This is a genomic window from Actinomadura litoris (genome assembly GCF_009733595.1).
GTDB classification, from domain to species: domain Bacteria; phylum Actinomycetota; class Actinomycetes; order Streptosporangiales; family Streptosporangiaceae; genus Spirillospora; species Spirillospora litoris.
This window is the reverse complement of record NZ_WOFH01000005.1, coordinates 174424-191582: the sequence shown is the minus strand read 5'-3', so window position 1 is coordinate 191582 and position 17159 is coordinate 174424. Positions and strand designations below refer to the sequence as shown.

The 17159-nt window shown below is 69.4% G+C and carries 17 protein-coding genes, 1 tRNA gene and 1 other RNA gene; 11 read left to right on the top strand and 8 right to left on the bottom strand.

Annotation, left to right across the window (positions count from 1 at the left end):
• Nucleotides 1-73 precede the first annotated feature (73 nt).
• On the top strand, nt 74-1474 hold the full coding sequence (locus GNZ18_RS15625; RefSeq protein ID WP_156217201.1) for a DUF2637 domain-containing protein: 1401 nt from the start codon (nt 74-76) through the stop codon (nt 1472-1474).
• Nucleotides 1475-1494: 20 nt separating this feature from the next.
• Here the strand turns inward: GNZ18_RS15625 and GNZ18_RS15620 are convergent, their stop codons facing one another.
• From GNZ18_RS15620 to GNZ18_RS15585, 8 genes are all read right to left on the bottom strand, one after another.
• Complete coding sequence (locus tag GNZ18_RS15620) at nt 1495-2769, bottom strand: aspartate kinase (RefSeq protein WP_214615616.1); 1275 nt, start codon at nt 2767-2769, stop codon at nt 1495-1497.
• A 252-nt stretch (nt 2770-3021) separates the two neighbouring features.
• A complete protein-coding gene (locus GNZ18_RS15615; protein ID WP_156217200.1) occupies nt 3022-3576 on the bottom strand; it encodes a hypothetical protein in 555 nt (184 codons plus the stop codon).
• Nucleotides 3577-3732: 156 nt separating this feature from the next.
• The gene (locus tag GNZ18_RS15610) at nt 3733-4278 is read right to left on the bottom strand and encodes a DUF5063 domain-containing protein (protein WP_156217199.1); all 546 of its coding nucleotides are present in this window, start codon (nt 4276-4278) and stop codon (nt 3733-3735) included.
• Entirely contained in the window at nt 4271-4870 is a 600-nt protein-coding gene (recR, locus tag GNZ18_RS15605) for a recombination mediator RecR (protein ID WP_117397332.1), read from the bottom strand. The genes GNZ18_RS15610 and recR overlap by 8 nt, the downstream gene beginning before the upstream one ends.
• A gap of 81 nt (nt 4871-4951) precedes the next feature.
• Nucleotides 4952-5416 carry a YbaB/EbfC family nucleoid-associated protein gene (locus GNZ18_RS15600; RefSeq protein WP_214615618.1) on the bottom strand — a complete coding sequence of 155 codons (465 nt, stop codon included), beginning with the start codon at nt 5414-5416 and terminating at the stop codon, nt 4952-4954.
• Between the two features lie 182 nt (nt 5417-5598).
• Nucleotides 5599-8007, bottom strand: a complete 2409-nt coding sequence (locus GNZ18_RS15595; RefSeq protein ID WP_156217198.1) for a DNA polymerase III subunit gamma and tau — start codon at nt 8005-8007, stop codon at nt 5599-5601.
• Nucleotides 8008-8047: 40 nt separating this feature from the next.
• Nucleotides 8048-8143, bottom strand: an RNA gene (gene ffs / locus GNZ18_RS15590) — signal recognition particle sRNA small type.
• 266 nt (nt 8144-8409) lie between these two features.
• Nucleotides 8410-8673, bottom strand: a complete 264-nt coding sequence (locus GNZ18_RS15585) for a hypothetical protein (RefSeq protein ID WP_156217197.1) — start codon at nt 8671-8673, stop codon at nt 8410-8412.
• Nucleotides 8674-8968: 295 nt separating this feature from the next.
• Here GNZ18_RS15585 and GNZ18_RS15580 point away from each other — a divergent pair, with 295 nt between their 5' ends.
• The 10 genes from GNZ18_RS15580 to GNZ18_RS15535 all read left to right on the top strand — a co-directional run bounded on the left by GNZ18_RS15580 (nt 8969) and on the right by GNZ18_RS15535 (nt 17157).
• Nucleotides 8969-9178 (top strand): hypothetical protein, encoded by a 210-nt coding sequence (locus GNZ18_RS15580; protein ID WP_156217196.1) that lies wholly within the window; start codon nt 8969-8971, stop codon nt 9176-9178.
• Between the two features lie 170 nt (nt 9179-9348).
• A complete protein-coding gene (locus GNZ18_RS15575; RefSeq protein ID WP_156217195.1) occupies nt 9349-9867 on the top strand; it encodes a DUF6879 family protein in 519 nt (172 codons plus the stop codon).
• Between the two features lie 8 nt (nt 9868-9875).
• Nucleotides 9876-10718 carry a helix-turn-helix domain-containing protein gene (locus GNZ18_RS15570; RefSeq protein WP_312874546.1) on the top strand — a complete coding sequence of 281 codons (843 nt, stop codon included), beginning with the start codon at nt 9876-9878 and terminating at the stop codon, nt 10716-10718.
• A 194-nt stretch (nt 10719-10912) separates the two neighbouring features.
• A complete protein-coding gene (locus tag GNZ18_RS15565) occupies nt 10913-11347 on the top strand; it encodes a UCP032817 domain-containing protein (RefSeq protein WP_156217194.1) in 435 nt (144 codons plus the stop codon).
• Between the two features lie 90 nt (nt 11348-11437).
• Complete coding sequence (locus tag GNZ18_RS43165; protein ID WP_173390780.1) at nt 11438-12187, top strand: phosphotransferase family protein; 750 nt, start codon at nt 11438-11440, stop codon at nt 12185-12187.
• Between the two features lie 121 nt (nt 12188-12308).
• Nucleotides 12309-12653, top strand: a complete 345-nt coding sequence (locus GNZ18_RS15555; RefSeq protein WP_156217192.1) for a DUF952 domain-containing protein — start codon at nt 12309-12311, stop codon at nt 12651-12653.
• Between the two features lie 10 nt (nt 12654-12663).
• Nucleotides 12664-12748, top strand: a tRNA-Ser gene (locus GNZ18_RS15550).
• 241 nt (nt 12749-12989) lie between these two features.
• Nucleotides 12990-13454, top strand: coding sequence for a MarR family winged helix-turn-helix transcriptional regulator (locus GNZ18_RS15545; RefSeq protein ID WP_156217191.1), 465 nt, complete (start codon nt 12990-12992; stop codon nt 13452-13454).
• Nucleotides 13451-15244, top strand: a complete 1794-nt coding sequence (locus GNZ18_RS15540) for an ABC transporter ATP-binding protein (protein ID WP_216651313.1) — start codon at nt 13451-13453, stop codon at nt 15242-15244. Before GNZ18_RS15545 ends, GNZ18_RS15540 begins: the two co-directional genes overlap by 4 nt.
• Entirely contained in the window at nt 15241-17157 is a 1917-nt protein-coding gene (locus GNZ18_RS15535) for an ABC transporter ATP-binding protein (RefSeq protein ID WP_156217190.1), read from the top strand. The genes GNZ18_RS15540 and GNZ18_RS15535 overlap by 4 nt, the downstream gene beginning before the upstream one ends.
• The last annotated feature ends 2 nt before the right edge of the window (nt 17158-17159 follow it).

Below are 17159 nucleotides of genomic sequence, written 5' to 3'. Positions count from 1 at the left end.
CATCACGCTACGGTCCCTGGGAGATCGTCGACCAGGCACCCAGGCCCCCGGGTGCGCGGAAAGGGACATCGACATGACCGCCATGGACGAGGACACGACGGCGGGCCACGGCCCGCCCGTACCGCCCTTGACGTGGGCCCAGCGGATCCTGGCGGTGATCGGCGGCGTGTTCTTCGCCGGGCTCGCGGGCCTCGGTGGTTACGGTTCGTACGCCTCCGTCCGGGATGTCGCCGAGCCCTGGTTCGGCGGGCACGCATGGATCGTGCCCGCCGGGGTCGACCTCGGCATCCTGGCGCTCGTGTCCGTGGCCCTGCTCCTGGAATGGCTGGCCATGCCGATGCCCGCGCTGCGCTGGATGGCGATGGCCTTCACCGGCGCGACGGTATGGCTGAACGTGTCGGCCGCGCATGGGGATCCGGCCGGTGTCGTGATGCACGCGGCCATGCCCGTGCTGTTCGTGACGTTCGTGGAGGCCGTCCGCCACGCGATCCGGCGGCGCGCGGGGATCGCGGCCGGAACGGTCCGCGAGGGCGTCCCGCTGGCCCGCTGGCTGCTGGCGCCGATCTCGACCTTCCGCATGTGGCGGCGGATGGTGCTGTGGCAGATCACCTCCTACCCCCGGGCGCTCACCGCCGAGCAGCGCCGCCGGCGCGCGCTGGCCCTGCTACGCGACCACTACGGCCGCGCGTGGAAGAACAAGGCCCCGGCGGACGTCGTCTGGATGCTGTCGGACGGCGTCATGCTCGACCAGGCCCTGGCCCGCGTCACCGAACTGACCACCCCCGCTCCCGGCCCACCGGCTGGAACCGCGCTGGAGGAGGCGCCGCCGGTCGGGGCCGCGCTGGGCGGGGCTCTGCCCGAGGTCACGGGCGCTGCGTCCGCCGAGGAACCGTCCACGCTCACCAAAGCACAGGCGTCCGACACTCCGGGCGAGGAGACCTCGATTGCGCCGGGACGGGCTGCCGGGGGACGCGCGCCGCGTCCGGCGCCGGCGCGTCCCGCCGCCGGGCGGCCACGGAATCAGTCCGCGCATGGACAACCGCACGATCCGGGTGCGACCCCGGAGCCACTCAGCACTGCGGCGTCTGCACCAGAAGGCGACCGGGTCGCGGCTCCGGAACTGCGCGACCCGGTCGTACCAGCGCGGCAACGTCCACCGGCCCCAGCAGCGCAGCCGGGCAGCCCGGCCGTCCAGCCTCATCTTCCGGCGGCTTCGGCGCAACCGCGCGAGCCGGCCGCGCCCGTGCGGCAACGCGGCCCGGCCGCGGCCGCGCAGGCGCGCGGTTCGGGTGCGCCGCGGCGTGGTCTCACGTCGGCGACCGCCGGGACCGAGGCGCGTGCGCAGATCATCCTGGCGGCCGATCCGAACATCACCGGCGCCGAGTTGGGACGGCGGCTGAACCTCAGCCCGCGGCAGGGGCAGCGGCTGCTGAGCCGGCTGTCCCGTCCCGCCCCGTCCTCGGCGGTCTCCTAGGAGGACGGGGCGGTCCGCGATCAGCGGCCGGTGCCGCCGTAGACCACGGCCTCGACCTGGTCGGCGTCGAGGTCGAACGCGCGGTGCGCGGCGGCGACGGCGGTGTCGATGTCGTCCTGGGCGACGACGACCGAGATCCGGATCTCGGACGTGGAGATCATCTCGATGTTCACCCCGGCGTCGGCGATCGCGGCGAAGAACGCGGCGGTGACGCCCGGGTGCGAGCGCATGCCCGCGCCGATCAGCGACACCTTTCCGATCCGGTCGTCGTAGCGCAGCGACTCGAACCCGATCCGCTCCTTCAGCTTGTTCAGCGCGGTCAGCGCGCTCTGCCCGTCGCTCGCGGGCAGCGTGAAGGAGATGTCGGTCCGCCCGGTGGACGCGGCGGACACGTTCTGCACGATCATGTCGATGTTGATCTCGGCCTCGGACAGCACCGTGAAGATCGTCGCCGCCTCACCGACCTTGTCGGGCACCCCGACCACGGTGATCTTGGCTTCGCTCCGGTCGTGCGCGACCCCGGAGATGATCGCCTGCTCCATGTCGTGCCCTTCGATGTCGCTGCTGTCGACGACCCACGTGCCTTCCTTCTGGCTGAACGAGGACCGCACGTGGATCGGGATGTTGTAGCGGCGCGCGTACTCCACGCAGCGCAGGTGCAGGATCTTCGCGCCGCTCGCCGCCATCTCCAGCATCTCCTCGTAGGAGATCCGCGGGATCTTGCGGGCGGGCGGGACGATGCGCGGGTCGGCGGTGAACACGCCGTCGACGTCGGAGTAGATCTCGCAGACGTCGGCGTCCAGCGCGGCGGCGAGCGCCACGGCGGTGGTGTCGGAGCCGCCGCGGCCGAGGGTGGTGATGTCCTTGGTGCCCTGCGAGACGCCCTGGAACCCGGCGACGATGCAGATGGAGCCCTCGTCCAGCGCCGTCCGGATGCGTCCGGGCGTCACGTCGATGATCTTGGCTTTCCCGTGGGAGCCGTCGGTGATGACACCGGCCTGGGAGCCGGTGAACGAGCGGGCCTCGTGGCCCAGGTTCGCGATGGCCATGGCGAGCAGCGCCATGGAGATCCGCTCACCGGCGGTGAGCAGCATGTCCAGCTCACGGCCCGGTGGCAGGGGGCTGACCTGCTTGGCCATGTCGATGAGATCATCCGTCGTGTCACCCATGGCGGACACCACGACGACCACGTCGTTGCCCGCCTTCTTCGTCGCGACGATGCGCTGGGCGACCCGCTTGACGCACTCGGCGTCGGCGACGGAGGAGCCACCGTACTTCTGCACGACTAGAGCCACGGGTGGGCGCTCCTCGGATCGGGGTCAGGCGTACCGATCAGCGAGTCTACCGATCCGGTTCCAGTGGATTACGACCAGGTAACACCTGTCACGGATAGCCAAGATCACGGCCCTGCCGCGGAGGGCGCTCAGCCCCTCCGCGCGGTGGTGTTCCAGAGAGAAGGCCCTGTTGAGGGGTTGTTTCCGCTGTCGGTGGTGGTCGTGACGCGGGGTCGGGGTTGTCTCGGCGGGTTTCGCCTGAGCCGTCCGAGGTCACGGGACTTCGCCGCCATCAGGGGTTCCGTCACCCGGGGCTCCCGTGCTCGTGGCACCGCCGACCGGCGCCTTCCGCCGGTGGGTGACCAGCCAGGCGAAGCCGCCGCCGCTGCCCAGGACGAGAACGAGGACGATTCCGGCGGGCAGCCAGCGCCACGCCTGCGACGTGGACGTGTGTCCCGAGACCCACGGCCCGAACCCGGGGCTCTGGCTCGCGTCGACCGCGGGGAAGGAGCGCGGCACCATGATCATGTCGTCCTCGCCGAAGAGGTGGTTGTGCGCGCGGAAGTCGTCCAGGTCGTCGTAGGAGCGACCGTCGGAGTCCACGATCTTCACGAACCGGTTCTGCTGGCAGACGAGGAACAGCGCCTTCGCCTCGGACGGAGCGTCTCCGTGCTTCACGAGGATGTTCGCCTGATACACCTGGCCGGGGGACGAACAGCCGGTCGGTCGTGCCGCCGCCTGCCCGGTGGACGCGTCCGAGGCCGTCATCAGCAGGACGAGGGGGATGGCGGCCAGCGCGCCGCGTAATGTCGTCCCCACGCCGTCCACGCGCGGTCTCCCTCCCCATCCGCCGATAGGGAGCACAGCGTGCCAGTGACCGCCCGGGACCGGTCCCGGATATAAGGGACGGACGTCACCCGGGATATCGAACGGGCCGGTTGGGGAGGGTGGGGCGAACCGAACGCCGCGAGGCGTCCGGCTAGGTCAGGCGGTGGCGGTCTCGTGCGCGACGTCCAGGCGGGCGTTCGCGACCACCGCGTGGAGGGCTCGCAGGGACGCGCCCGCGTGGTTGCCCCAGTGGTTGAAGTAGGAGTACTGCCACCACCAGAGCGCCTCCAGCGGACGTTCCTGCTGGTAGTGGCGCAGCCCGTGGACGAGGTCGCTGGCCACGTCCACCAGGTCGTCCGAAAGCCGGTAGGAGGTGGGTTCGGTGTCCTTGTACGGGTCGAAGACCTCGACGTACTCGTCCAGCCCCGCGAGCCGCTCGGCGAGGCCCTGCCGGACGGCGTCGAGGTCCGGGTCGGGGCCGACCTCGGGCTCCCAGTTGTCGGGCAGGATCACGTCGGCGCTCGCGCCGAGCTGCGCGCCGGCCAGGATGACCTGCGACACCTCAAGCAGGAGCAGCGGGATCGTGTGCTCCTCGCCGTCGCCGCGCGCGACGGCCTCCAGGCCGTTCAGGTAGTTCTCCACATGGCGCGCCACGCGTTCGGCGAGGACGTTCCAGTCCTGTGGGCTGTTGGCTTCAGACATCGAGCAGCCTCCGTCCTTCGAATGCGCGGCCCAACGTCACCTCGTCGGCGTATTCGAGGTCGCCACCCACCGGCAGGCCGCTGGCCAGGCGAGTGACCGTGAGGCCCATGGGCTTCACCAGTCGGGCGAGGTACGTGGCGGTCGCCTCGCCCTCCAGGTTCGGGTCGGTCGCGAGGATCAGCTCGGTCACCGTGCCGTCGGCGAGCCGCTGCATCAGCTCCCGGATGCGCAGGTCGTCCGGGCCGACGCCCTCGATCGGACTGATCGCGCCGCCCAGCACGTGGTAGCGGCCGCGGAACTCCCGCGTCTTCTCGATGGCGACGACGTCCTTGGACTCCTCCACGACGCAGATCACCTGCGGGTCGCGGCGCGCGTCACGGCAGATCCGGCATTCCTCTTCTTCCGCGACGTTCCCGCATGTCTTGCAGAAGCGGACCTTGTCCTTGACCTCCTTGAGCGCCTTGCCCAGCCGCTCGACGTCGGCCGGATCCGCGGCGAGGAGGTGGAAGGCGATCCGCTGCGCGCTCTTGGGGCCGACGCCGGGCAGCCTGCCCAGCTCGTCGATGAGGTTCTGAACCACCCCTTCGTACAACGGACCCTTCCTTTCTTCGCGTCCAACTACCTTCTAGGACGTTCCACCGGGGCGCGTCCTTTCGCCATCGCCGCCTCGCGATCAGGCCCCGGGCTCGCCGCCCTGCTGCCCACCGGCACCGCCCGCACCGCCCGCACCGCCCGCACCGGGGCCGCCGCCGAGGCCGGGGAAACCGCCCGGAAGACCGCCGGGCAACCCGCCGCCGCCCAGGCCCGGCATGGCGCCGCCGAGGCCCGCGGCGAGCGGACCCATCTTCTCCTGCTGCAACTCGCGCGCCTCGCGGGCCGCGTCGCGGATCGCGGCCAGTACCAGGTCGGCGATGGTCTCGGCGGTGTCGGCCGGGTCGTCGGGGTCGATGGCCTTCGGGTCGATCGAGAGCCCCGTGACCTCGCCCTCACCGTTGACGGTCGCGGTGACGAGCCCGCCCCCCGCGGTCCCCTTCACCTCGGCCTCCGCCAGCTCGCGCTGGGCGGTGAAGAGCTGCTCCTGGACGGCCTGCGCCTGCTGGAGCAGCTCCTGGATGTTCAACTGACCACCGGGTTCCACGGTCCACTCCTTATTCCGGCGTTGTTCCGGCCCTCTCGCGAGGGCCTTCTGTCTGGCGACCAGCCGACCACCGGACGTCCGTCCTCCCGAGACTACGGGGTTCGACCATGATGCGGTACGTCCGGCCCCGCCCGGTGCGCCGCCCCCCTCCGGCCTCCCCCTCAGCCCTCCGCGGGCCCGCCTCAGGTGTTGTCGATCTCCTTGATGATCTGTCCGCCCAGCTCCCGCTGGATGAGCGCCATCCCGCTCATCTCGGCCTCGGTGCCGTCCGCGTCGGCGTCGCCCTCGGGGTCGACCTCGTCGCTCTCGTCCACCGGGCCCGGGTCGGGCGGCGGGGGAGGCTCGTCCGGAGGCGGGGGCATCGGCCCGGGATCGCCCTGGCCGGTCCGGGGCGCGGGAGCCCGGCCGGGCTGCGCACCGGCGGACGGCGCCGGCGCTCCGCTCGGCGCACCGGCCGGGGCCGCCTGGTCGGACGCGCCGCCGAACCCGGCCGCGGGGGAGGAACCGAAACCGCTTCCCGTTCCGCCATTGCCGCCGTTGCCGCCGCCTTGGCCGCCCGGCCTGGTTCCCTGGCCGCCCCCTGGGTTGCCGCCTCCGCGGTTGGGCGGGCTGCCGCCGCCTCCCGGCCGTCCGCCGGGACGTCCGCCTGCGGGGGGTGAGCCGCCGCCGACGACGGTCTCGATCCGCCAGTCGACGCCCATCCGCTCCTTCAGGACCTCGCAGAGGATCACGTCGCGGTTGCCGTTGACGAAGCCCAGCCGGGACCCTTCGGCGTCGAAGGAGAGCGTCAGCACGCGTCCGTCGAGGGCGACGGGCCGCACCCCGGACATGATGACCATCCAGGTGGCGCGGCTGACCTGCTTGACGGCCTCGACGATGTCCGGCCAGTACTGCTGGACGGTGCCGACGTCCATCCCGCCGCCCGGAGCGGCGGCCTGGGGGGCGGGTGAGGCGGGCGGAGCCGGCGAAGTGGGCGCAGCGGGTTGGCTCGGACGGTTGACCGGACGGTGGTCCGAGCGGTTGTCGGGGCGGTTGTCCACAGGGGTGTTCGAGCGGTTATCCACAGAACCGCGTTCCGCTTCCGGAGACCCGGGACGGCGGTTGACACTGGAAGTGGGGTCGCCCCCCTGGGCGGGCGGGGGCTGTCCCGCCGGGTTTTGCTCGGAACCCTGCGCGGACCCTTGCGCGGGCCTGGAGGCAGAGCTCTGCGCTGGCCCAGGGGCGGATCCTTGCGCGGGACTCTGGGCAGGGCTTTGCGCGGAGCCCTGCGGAGATCCCTGCGCGGAGTCCTGCCCCGGCCGTCCACCCCCACCGGGCGGCGTCGCCCGGCCAGGCGCCCCCGGGACAGGTGCTCCCTGCCCGGCCTGGAAGGCGGGCGCCAACCCGCCGCCCCCTTGGGCGCCGCCCTGGCCGCCGCCGGCGAACCCGCCCTGCGCGGCCGTTCGCTCCAGCCGGTCGAGCCGCGCGAACATCGACGCCTCGTCCTCGTACGCGGCGGGGAGGAGGATACGTGCGCTGATCAGCTCAAGCAGCAGGCGCGGGGACGTGGCGCCGCGCATCTCCGTGAGCCCGGTGTGCAGCAGGTCCGCCGCGCGCGTCAGCTCCCCCGGCCCCATGGACGAGGCCTGCCGCCGCATCTGCTCCAGCTCGTCGGCCGGAACGTTGAGGAGGCCGGAACCCCCGGCATCCGGGACGTTCGACAGGATCACCAGATCCCGGACGCGCTCCAGCAGGTCGGCCGTGAAACGCCGCGGATCCTGACCACTTTCTACAACCCGGTCGATCGCGGCGAACACGGCCGCGCCGTCCCGGGCCGCGAAGGCTGCGACCACCTCGTCCAGCAAGGCGGAATCGGTGTATCCGAGCAGCGAGACGGCCCGCGTGTAGGTGATGCCCTGTTCGTCCGACCCCGCGAGAAGCTGGTCGAGGATCGACAGGGTGTCACGGGCGGAGCCCGCCCCGGCCCGCACCGCGAGCGGCAGCGCCGACTCCTCGTAGGGCACCTTCTCCGACCGCAGGATCTCCTCGACGAGATCTTGGAGGACGCCCGGCGGGATGAGCCGGAACGGATAGTGGTGGGTCCGGGACCTGATCGTCCCGATGACCTTCTCCGGCTCGGTGGTCGCGAAGACGAACTTCAGGTGCGGCGGGGGCTCCTCGACGAGCTTCAGCAGCGCGTTGAAGCCCTCGCGGGTGACCATGTGCGCCTCGTCGATGATGTACACCTTGAAGCGCGCCGACACCGGCGCGAAGAACGCACGTTCCCGCAGGTCACGGGCGTCGTCAACGCCACCGTGCGAGGCCGCGTCGATCTCGATGACGTCGATGTGGCCGCTGCCCGACGGACCGAGCGCGACACACGAGTCGCACTCGCCGCACGGATCCGCGGTCGGCCCCTGCTCGCAGTTGAGCGAACGCGCGAGGATACGGGCGCTGGACGTCTTGCCGCAGCCGCGCGGACCGCTGAACAGGTAGGCGTGGTTGATCCGGCCGTTGCGCAGCGCCTGCCGCAGGGGCTCGGCGACGTGTTCCTGCCCCTTCAGTTCGGCGAACGTCGCTGGCCGGTACTTGCGGTACAGAGCCAGACTCATCGGGGGCCCGCCCTCCCTCAAGAAGCGGAGCGTCAGAAGCGAAAAGGACCCCCCGCACACCCGCCAGAGCCTGCTTATCCTTGCTGCCTTCCGGCCCTGGGGAGGTTCACAGGGTGACGCCGTGCGAGGGGTCTGCCCAGAGTCTATGGCATCCCTGCCCCAGGATCGGCCGGATCCCCAGATAGCCACGCCGCAGCCACCACACCCCACCCACCCCCGCCCAACGGCATCCGATCCCCAGCCCACGACCGACCCGCAGTCCGGTTCGCTGAGAGCAGTTCGTCGCTGATCGCGGCTCGGGGCTGCGTGGCCCGCCACTGCCCTCGCGAAGCACCGGATGACCAATAGGGCGACGTCCAGTGGCGCCTGGTCGCAAGGGCCCCGTGGGTGTCTCGGCAGGGGCTATACGAGGCCGTCGGCGAACAGGGCGAGCCGGGCCGCCAGGTCCGCGCGGTCGCCGGAGTCCGTTCGTGCGATCTCCTTCAGCGCGCGGCTGATCAGGATCACGGGGTCCCGATCCTCGCGGGCCCGCTCGTGCAGTCGCAGCTTCGCCTGGTCCTCGCTCATGGTGAGGAGGTACTGCGCTTGATTTCTGGCTGCTTCGTAGTCGCCGATGGCGCGACCGAGCGCGCCGATCGCCTTTCCGGCATTCTCCAAGAAACCCATATCAGCCCCCGGGCATGGGATGAAATTCATTCTTAGCGTATCCCCTGGAAGCGGGTCGATCTTGGCGAGATCCGGTCACCTTGCGGCACCAAGGCCAGGTCGTCTCCGACCAGAGGAATCCGCTGAGCCCAGGCGTCCGCTCCAACAGACCCCTGAGGAGGGACGGCGCAGGGCTTTGCTGGGAACTGGCACGAGGAACACAAGTCAGACTGCGGGGACCTCTTGACGTCATCCCGCCCCGGCGCGGAGTGTTGGTGCTGCAACATCCGTCAACGCTTCGGACCGAGGGGCATCCATGCGCCTTACGTTCTTGGGCAAGGACTCGAAGCCGGATGAATCTCCGACCCTGTACGCCACCGACCAGGACACCTACATCATTCAGGGTTGGATCGTGACCGATCCCGAGATCTTGGACAAGCTCGATGTGCCGGAAGGCGAGGAGATCGTCGAGGTCCCTCCGGCCTCTTCGACCACCTGGTCAACGATGGCGTCACAGGTCGCGTGACGAACTGGGCACCGCCGATCGTGCACGTGGGCAAAGAAGGGAAATTCATCGTTCGGGGTGCTCGGGTGGCCAGCGCCGAAGCACGTGGCCAGATGGACATCCCAGATCATGAGGACTGCGTGGAGACCCCGAAGTCAGCCCTGAGGGCTCTGCTCGGTGAAGGGTAGATTTTGGAACTGATCACAGGTGAAGCGCGACGGGAGTTCTTCAGTACTTTCCGCCGGGAAGCGCTGCACTTGGAGATGCGCGACTCCTACGGGACCCAGGTGGAGAAGCCACACCTGAAGAAATGGCGGGACGGGGAGCGGGACGATCGCAAGTGGTTGCAACCCTGGTTCGACACGGTGCGATCCGCGACACGGGCAGGTAAGGTGATCCGGAGAGCACGGATCGTTTCCGAGCCGGTCAGCGACTATCAGCGCTGGGTTCTGTCGGACTCGCATCTGTTCGTCGAAGCGGGGGAGCAGATTGTTTGGGTCCCTCGTCGCCTGGTGTCGGGCATCGCACTCCCCGGAAATGACTTCTGGCTTTTCGATGACGAGGCGGCGGTCTTCACCGTCTTCGCCGCGAGCGGCGAAGTTGTCGAGCGCCAACTCTGGAAAGAGCCGGACGTCGTACATCTGTGCAGGCAGGCGTTCGAGAGGGTCTGGACCCTAGGCGTCCCGGACCACGAGTACGACCCCGCCTGACCCCGCCGGTGTCGAGTCAGGTCCAGCGGGCCCGCGAGGAGTTCGGCGGCCGCCTTCGCGAGATCCGGAAGGACGCACGCCTGACAGGACGGGCGCTGGCCGCGCTCTCGGGCATTCATTTCACCAAGATTTACCGCATCGAGAACGGGCGTCAGAATCCCTCCGAGAACGACGTGCACACCTGGTGCGCGTTATGTGATGCTACCGACCAGGTTCCAGCCTTGATCGCGACACTGCGCGGCATCGAAGGAATGTGGCTGGAGTGGCAGCGCCAGCTTCGTGGCGGCCTGAGGCGCCTGCAAGAGAAGTCCTACCCTCTGTATGAGGCGACCGGGCGCTTCCGGGTGTACGAATCGGACGTCGTCCCCGGGATTCTCCAAACAGCCGAGTACTCCTTGGCGATACTTGAGATCGCCGCCGCCTTCTACCAAGCCGAAACGGACATCGGCGCAGCCGTCGCAGCCAGAATGGAACGTCAGCATTATCTGTACAGAGGCGATCGAAAGTTCGCGTTCGTGCTTGAAGCTCGGACTCTTTCGACTGTGTTCGGGAGCCGAGATGTGATGCTCGGCCAACTCGATCGCCTCCTGGCGGTGATGGCGCTTCCCAGCGTCTCCCTAGGCATCATCCCGCCGCAGGTCGTACGCCGCCTGTGGCCCGGCGAGGGGTTCTGGATCTTCGACGATCAGCTTGTCAAGATCGAAACCACGTCCGCGGGTATCAAGGTGACACAGCCACGAGAGATCGCGCTTTTCGAAAAGGCTTTCAAGTTGCTCCAGGGCCAGGCGGTCTACGGACGGGAGGCCCGGCGCCTCGTCAACGACGCCATAGTCGCCTTGCAACATCTGTAAACATCCTGGAGCGCGCCGGCGGGCCTCTCCTACCGTCCTGGTATGAGCGGCGCAGGGCGAGCGGAACAGAACCGATCACCTGATATTCCGCCTGGATTGTCGCGGTGAGTCCCTACTCGTCCCCATCCTTGGCCGCCGTCCGGAATTTCAAGCGCGGCGACGGACCGCGCTCGCCCCAGGGAGGTAGATCCGCAGTGACCATCACTTCCGAGAGAACGACCGAGGCGGTGAAGGAAGCCCGTGACCTCGTCTCGCCGGAGACCTTCTCCACGCTCGTCAGCTTCATGGTGACCCGGCACCGCGTCACCGGACGGTACGCCGAGCGCGTCATCGAACAGACCTTGATCTACCTCAAGGCCGTCGGCGACAACCCCGCCATCCGGATCGTCCCGGACGTCTCGGTAGACCCCGGCTGGCACTGCTTCATCGAGCACACCCGCGAGTACGCCGAGTTCTGCGAACGTGTCGCCGGGCGGTTCATCCACCACGTCCCGGTCATGATCGAGGACATCGGCTCCGGCGCCGCGATGGCCAGGACCATCCCGGCGCTTCACGCCACCGGCTACCCCGTCGAGCTGGAATTCTGGTCCACCGGTGAATCGTGCTGCCCCGAAAACCCCGGCGTCTGACTCACCCAGGAAGGGCTCCCGATGGGGCGCTGTGCTTGGACCGACCTCCCCGAGCAAGTGAGAGAAGCCGTCCAGGCACACACCGGTCAGGTGACCAAGGTGACGCCGCCCCCGGCGGGCAACCACGCCCACTTCACCGGGATGCTCACGACGACGACCGGCACCGTCTTCGTCAAGGGCGCCCATAAGGAACCCGACCGGGACGGCACCGAGGTCGCGGCACTGCGTAACGAAGCCCGGATCAACCCGTACGTCCAGCCGTACGCCCCCCGCCTCCACTGGATCATTGAGGAGGCGGGTTGGCTGCTGCTGGGCGTCGAGCACGTTCAGGCCCGCCACGCCGACTACTCACCCGGTTCTCCGGATCTTGCCCTGCTGGCCAAGACCGTAGAGACCTTCCAGGTGATGCCCGCGCCCGATGCGGTGGTGCTCCAGGTGGAGCGGCGTTGGCAACCGCTCCTGGACGACGTGTCGGCCATGGCGGGTGGTTCGTTGATCCACGCGGACCTGAACCCTGACAATCTGCTGATCACTGCTACCGGCCGTGCCTACGCGGTGGACTGGGCGTTCACCTCGCGTGGGGCGGCCTGGGTGGAACTGGGCCTGCTCATTCCCTGGCTCCTCAAAGCCGGGCACACCCCCGACCAGGTGGCGCACTGGCTGGAACGGTTCCCCTCCTGGACGCAAGCCGCCCCTAGCGACATCGACCGCCTGGCCTGGGCATACGCCGAAACCTGGCGGCGCCGCAGCACCACCGACCCTGTGACCCCCTGGAAAGCCGAGCTAGCCGACCTGGGCCGGCAGTGGGCCGATTACCGGCGAGCCTGGCCGCTCCTGTAGATCCGGCAACTCCGCCTGCCTCCTGGCCAGCCCCCTCTAAGGGCGCGTCGTCGCAGGGAACAGTAACCCGTCCATGCGATGCGTGAGCCGTGGTTTGGCAGGTGGGCTTTAGGCTCCTTGTATGTCCGTGCCTCGGCAGGAGACGCTCCTGCACATCGCCGAACGGCAGCACTGGGAACCGGCCCGCGACGCCGGTGCGCCCTACACCATGTCCACGCTGGGGAGGACGCTGGACGAGGAGGGCTTCGTCCACTGCTCGTCCGACATGGCGCAGGTCGAGGGCGTGCTCGCCAACTTCTACACCGGCGTGGCCAGGGACGGCCTGGTGCTGCTGGTCATCGACGTCGCGGGCCTCGGCTCGCCCGTCCGGTACGAGCCTGTGGGCGATCAGGTGTTCCCGCACGTGTACGGCCCGATACCCACCTCGGCGGTTATTGAGGTCCTCCCACTGCCCAGGACCCGGTAGGCTCTCCCGTGGAGGATTCGCCTAGTGGCCTAGGGCGCACGCTTGGAAAGCGTGTTGGGTTCACGCCCTCACGAGTTCGAATCTCGTATCCTCCGCTCGCCTGACCAGGCAACAACAGCCGGTGCTCGCCAGAGCACCGGCTTTTTGTCGTCTTCGTCATCGTTGCCGGCAGCCGGGTCGCCCTGGGTCTTCGGGCTTGTGTGCGCAGCGGTGATCACGGTCGGCTGAGCCGTGGGGCCGGGTCGCGGCGGTTCTCTTGATGGTCTTCGTCGTGTGTGCGAGGCTGCTGGAGTGCTACTGCGCACACTGTACTAAGTTTGATAATCTAAATGTGTGATGGCCGAAGCAGTTGAGCCGGGCGTGGTGGTGGCCGCGCTGGCGAAGTCCGTTGAACACGCCCTGCTCCGCGTGGAGTTGACGCTGCCGCAGTACCGGATGCTGTCGGTGCTCACGGTGGAGGAACCGCCGACGGCGTCGCGCGTGGCGTGGATGTTGTCGGTGATGCCGGCGACCGTCACCGCGGTCATGGACGGTCTGGTCGCCGGAAGGTACGTGCGGCGTGAGCGGGATCCGCACGACCGGCGCAAGGTCACGCTCGTGATCACGTCCGAGGGCAGGCACCTGCTGGCCACGGCCAACGAGGAGATCAACCGCAGGTTGGGCGAGCTGGCCTCGCTCCTCGACGCCGAGCAGGCCGAGCGGGCGATGGCCGCGCTGTCGCTGTGGCATGAGGCGCTGGCCGGTGAGAAGCAGGCCGAGTGGGCCGCCCGCGAGGGCGCGCGGAGGAAGGAGTCCAGGTGAGCAAGGTCCATCCGCCGCCGAGCGCGGCGATCGACCCGGATCCGAGTCGCTCCTGGTTGCGGCGGGCGTGGCCGCTGGTCCGGGCGCACAAGTGGATGTTCGGGACGGCGCTGGTGACGTCCGGGGCCAGCACGCTGGTGGCCGTCCAGGTGCCGAAGGTGATCCAGGAGGCGCTCGACAACTCGGTCGTGGCGGACCGGGTACCGCTGTCGCACTACGTGTGGTGGCTGGTCGCGCTCACGGTGATCATGCTGGTCGTCGGCTACCTGTCCAAGCAGTTGCTGTTCCGCGCCGCCGCCAGGATCGAGTACGACCTGCGCAACATGGTGTACGCGCATCTGACCGGCCTGTCGTTCCCGTTCTACGACCGGGTGCAGAGCGGGCAGCTGATCTCCCGCGCCAACTCCGACATCCGCACGGTGCAGATGTATCTGGGGTTCGCGCCGTATCTGCTGGTGCAGTGCGGTGTCTCGCTGGTGGCGTTCGTGTACATGCTGGCGATCAACGTGCCGCTCGCCGTCATGGCCATGCTGCCGATGCCGCTGTTCTACGTGGCGAGCAAGCGCATGCAGCGCTCGATGTTCCCGGTGTCGTGGCTGATCCAGGCCCGGCTGGCCGATGTCGCGACCGTGGTGGACGAGAACGTCAACGGCGTCCGCGTGGTCAAGTCGTTCGCGGCCGAACGGAACCAGCTGTCGCTGCTCCAGAAGGCGGCGACGAGGGTTCGCTGGGCCTATGTGAAGGACGCCGATCTGCGTGCGCGGTGGACGCCCCTGGTGCAGAACCTGCCCAGCGTCAGCATGGCGATCGTGCTGCTGTACGGAGGGCACCTCGTCATCGAGGGAAGTCTGGGGATCGGCGCGATCGTGGCCTTCAGCTCGTATCTGCTGATGCTCCAGGTGCCGTTCCGGGTGCTCGGCAAGCTGATCACGTTCGGTCAGCGGGCGTCGGCGGCGGCCAAGCGGCTGTACGAGGTGCTGGACGAGAAGCCGGAGATCGTGGACGCCCCCGGCGCGCTGGAGCTCACCGGGGCGCGCGGCGACGTCGAGTTCAAGGACGTCCGCTTCGGCTACGGCGACGGACCCGATGTGCTGGACGGGTTCTCGCTGCGGCTACGCGGCGGCGAGACCGTGGCGCTGGTCGGCCGGACCGGCTCCGGGAAGTCCACCGTGGCCAGGCTTCTGCCGCGCTTCTACGACGTCCGCGAGGGGGCGGTCATCGTGGACGGGCATGACGTGCGGGAGCTGGCCCTGCACAGCCTGCGCGACGCCGTCGGCATCGTCCTGGACGAGCCGTTCCTGTTCTCGGCGTCGGTCCGCGACAACATCGCCTACGGGCGCCCGGACTCGGGCATCGCCGACATCGAGCGCGTGGCACGGCTGGCGGGGGCGCACGGGTTCATCGGCGAGTTGTCCGAGGGGTATGACACCGTCATCGGCGAACGCGGCTACACGCTGTCGGGCGGGCAGCGGCAGCGCATCGCGATCGCCCGGACCCTGCTGGTGAATCCGCCGGTGCTGGTGCTCGACGACGCCACCAGCGCCATCGACGTCCAGGTCGAGCAGGAGATCCATGCCGGGCTGCGGACCCTGTTCAGCGGCCGGACGACATTGATCATCGCGCACCGGCCGTCCACGATCAGCCTGGCCGACCGCGTGGTGCTGCTGGACGGCGGGCGCGTCGTCGCCGACGGCACGCACACGGAACTGCTGGCGAGCACGCCGCTGTATGCGGAAGTGCTCGCGCAGGCGGACGAGCGCGTCAAGGAGCTGGAGGGTACGGGCCGATGACGTTTCCCGGAGGTGGTGGCGGAGCGGCGTTCACCGGCGGTAAGGCGGGCGCGTCGGCCCACCCGTTCGCCGGTGTGCCGCCGGAGATGCGGCCGGGTGTCGAGCGGCTGCTGGAGACCGAGCCGGAGCATCCCGATCCCGAGGTCGTCTTCGAGCACGGCACGCCCGACCCCGACGGCGCCGGGCTGAGCCTGCGGCGCCTGGTCCGCCCGTACGGGGCGTTGGCGCTGCTGGCCGGTGTGCTCGTGATCGTGGAGGCGGTGACGCTGCAGGCCGGTCCGCTGCTGACCCAGATCGGCATCGACGACGGCATCACGGCGAAGGACTTCGGCGTCCTGGTGGTGGTCGCGGGGGTGTACCTGGTCAACCTGGTGGTCACCGGCCTCACGCAGGCCGCGCGGGTCAAGGTGACCGGACGGATCGCAGCGTGGGTGATGAACGACCTGCGGGTCCGGGTCTTCACCCAGTTGCAGCGGCTGTCGCTGAGCTTCTACACCGGCGAGAAGGCCGGTGTGATCATGACCCGGATGACCGCCGACATCGAGAACCTCCAGGCGCTGCTGCAAGAGGGCCTGGTGCAGTTCGCGATCCAGGGCCTGACGATGGTCATCGTCTCGGTGGTGCTGTTCACCTACGACGTGGAGCTGGCGCTCATCACGATCGTGCTGGTCGTGCCCGTCATGACCGCGATGTCGCTGTGGTTCCGCCGCGCGTCCGCCAAGGGCTACCTGCGGGTGCGGGACGCCACCGCCGACGTGATCGCCGACCTCTCCGAGAGCCTCCAGGGCGTGCGCGTCGTCACCGCGCACAACCGGCAGCGGCGCAACGCCGAGCACCACCGGCAGGTCACCGGCGGGTACTTCGACGCCAGCCTCCAGACCGGACGGATCAACTCGATCTACACGCCCGGCACCCAGGTCGTCGGCGTGGCCGGGCAGATCGTCCTGCTGGCCATCGGCGCGGGCATGGTCACCGACGGGACGCTGACGATCGGCGAGCTGGTGGCGTTCCTGCTCTACCTCGGATCGTTCTTCCAGCCCATCCAGCAGTTGGTGCAGCAGTACAACACCTACCAGCAGGGGCAGTCGTCGGTCGTGAAGCTGAGGCAGCTGCTCAGCACCCGGCCGGAGGTCGCGGAGGCGCCCGGAGCCGTCGACCTGCCGCGGGTCGAGGGTGAGATCACCTTCGAGGACGTGTCGTTCGGCTACCTTCCGGACCGGCCGGTGATCTCCGATGTGTCGCTGGAGATCCGGGCCAGCGAGACGGTGGCGTTCGTCGGTCCGACCGGCGCGGGCAAGTCCACGCTCGCCAAGCTGGTCACCCGGTTCTACGACCCGTCCGCCGGGCGGATCCTCATCGACGGGCGCGACCTGCGGGACGTGCGGATCGAGTCGCTGCGCGGGCAACTCGGCGTCGTGCCGCAGGAGCCCTTCCTGTTCGCCGGGCCGCTGCGGGACAACATCCGCTTCGCCACCTCCGACGCGTCCGATGACCGGGTCTGGGAGGCGGTGCGGGCGGTCGGACTGGACGAGGTGGTCGAGCGGCTGCCGGACGGCCTGGACACCGTCGTCCAGGAGCGGGGCCAGTCCCTGTCCTCCGGCGAACGGCAGCTCGTCGCCCTGGCGAGGGCCTTCCTGGCCCAGCCCCGGGTGCTGGTGCTGGACGAGGCCACGTCCAACCTGGACCTCCGGTCGGAGGCCAGGATCGAGAGCGCGCTGGACGTGCTGCTGGAGGGCCGCACCGCGATCCTGATCGCGCACCGGCTGTCCACCGCCATGAAGGCCGACCGCGTGGTCGTCGTGGACGAGGGCCGGATCGTCGAGACCGGTTCGCACGACCGGCTCGTCGCCGCCGGGGGAGCCTACGCCCGGATGTATGCGACCTGGACCAGCCAGGCCGCCGAGGCCGGCTGACG

Excerpts from the sequence above, each read along its gene's own strand:
- GNZ18_RS15625 (WP_156217201.1), top strand. The coding sequence starts at position 74 with ATGACCGCCATGGACGAGGACACGACGGCGGGCCACGGCCCGCCCGTA.
- GNZ18_RS15610 (WP_156217199.1), bottom strand. The coding sequence starts at position 4,278 with ATGTCTGAAGCCAACAGCCCACAGGACTGGAACGTCCTCGCCGAACGC.
- GNZ18_RS15595 (WP_156217198.1), bottom strand. The coding sequence starts at position 8,007 with ATGAGTCTGGCTCTGTACCGCAAGTACCGGCCAGCGACGTTCGCCGAA.
- GNZ18_RS15585 (WP_156217197.1), bottom strand. The coding sequence starts at position 8,673 with ATGGGTTTCTTGGAGAATGCCGGAAAGGCGATCGGCGCGCTCGGTCGC.
- GNZ18_RS15580 (WP_156217196.1), top strand. The coding sequence starts at position 8,969 with ATGCGCCTTACGTTCTTGGGCAAGGACTCGAAGCCGGATGAATCTCCG.
- GNZ18_RS15555 (WP_156217192.1), top strand. The coding sequence starts at position 12,309 with ATGTCCGTGCCTCGGCAGGAGACGCTCCTGCACATCGCCGAACGGCAG.
- GNZ18_RS15545 (WP_156217191.1), top strand. The coding sequence starts at position 12,990 with ATGGCCGAAGCAGTTGAGCCGGGCGTGGTGGTGGCCGCGCTGGCGAAG.
- GNZ18_RS15535 (WP_156217190.1), top strand. The coding sequence starts at position 15,241 with ATGACGTTTCCCGGAGGTGGTGGCGGAGCGGCGTTCACCGGCGGTAAG.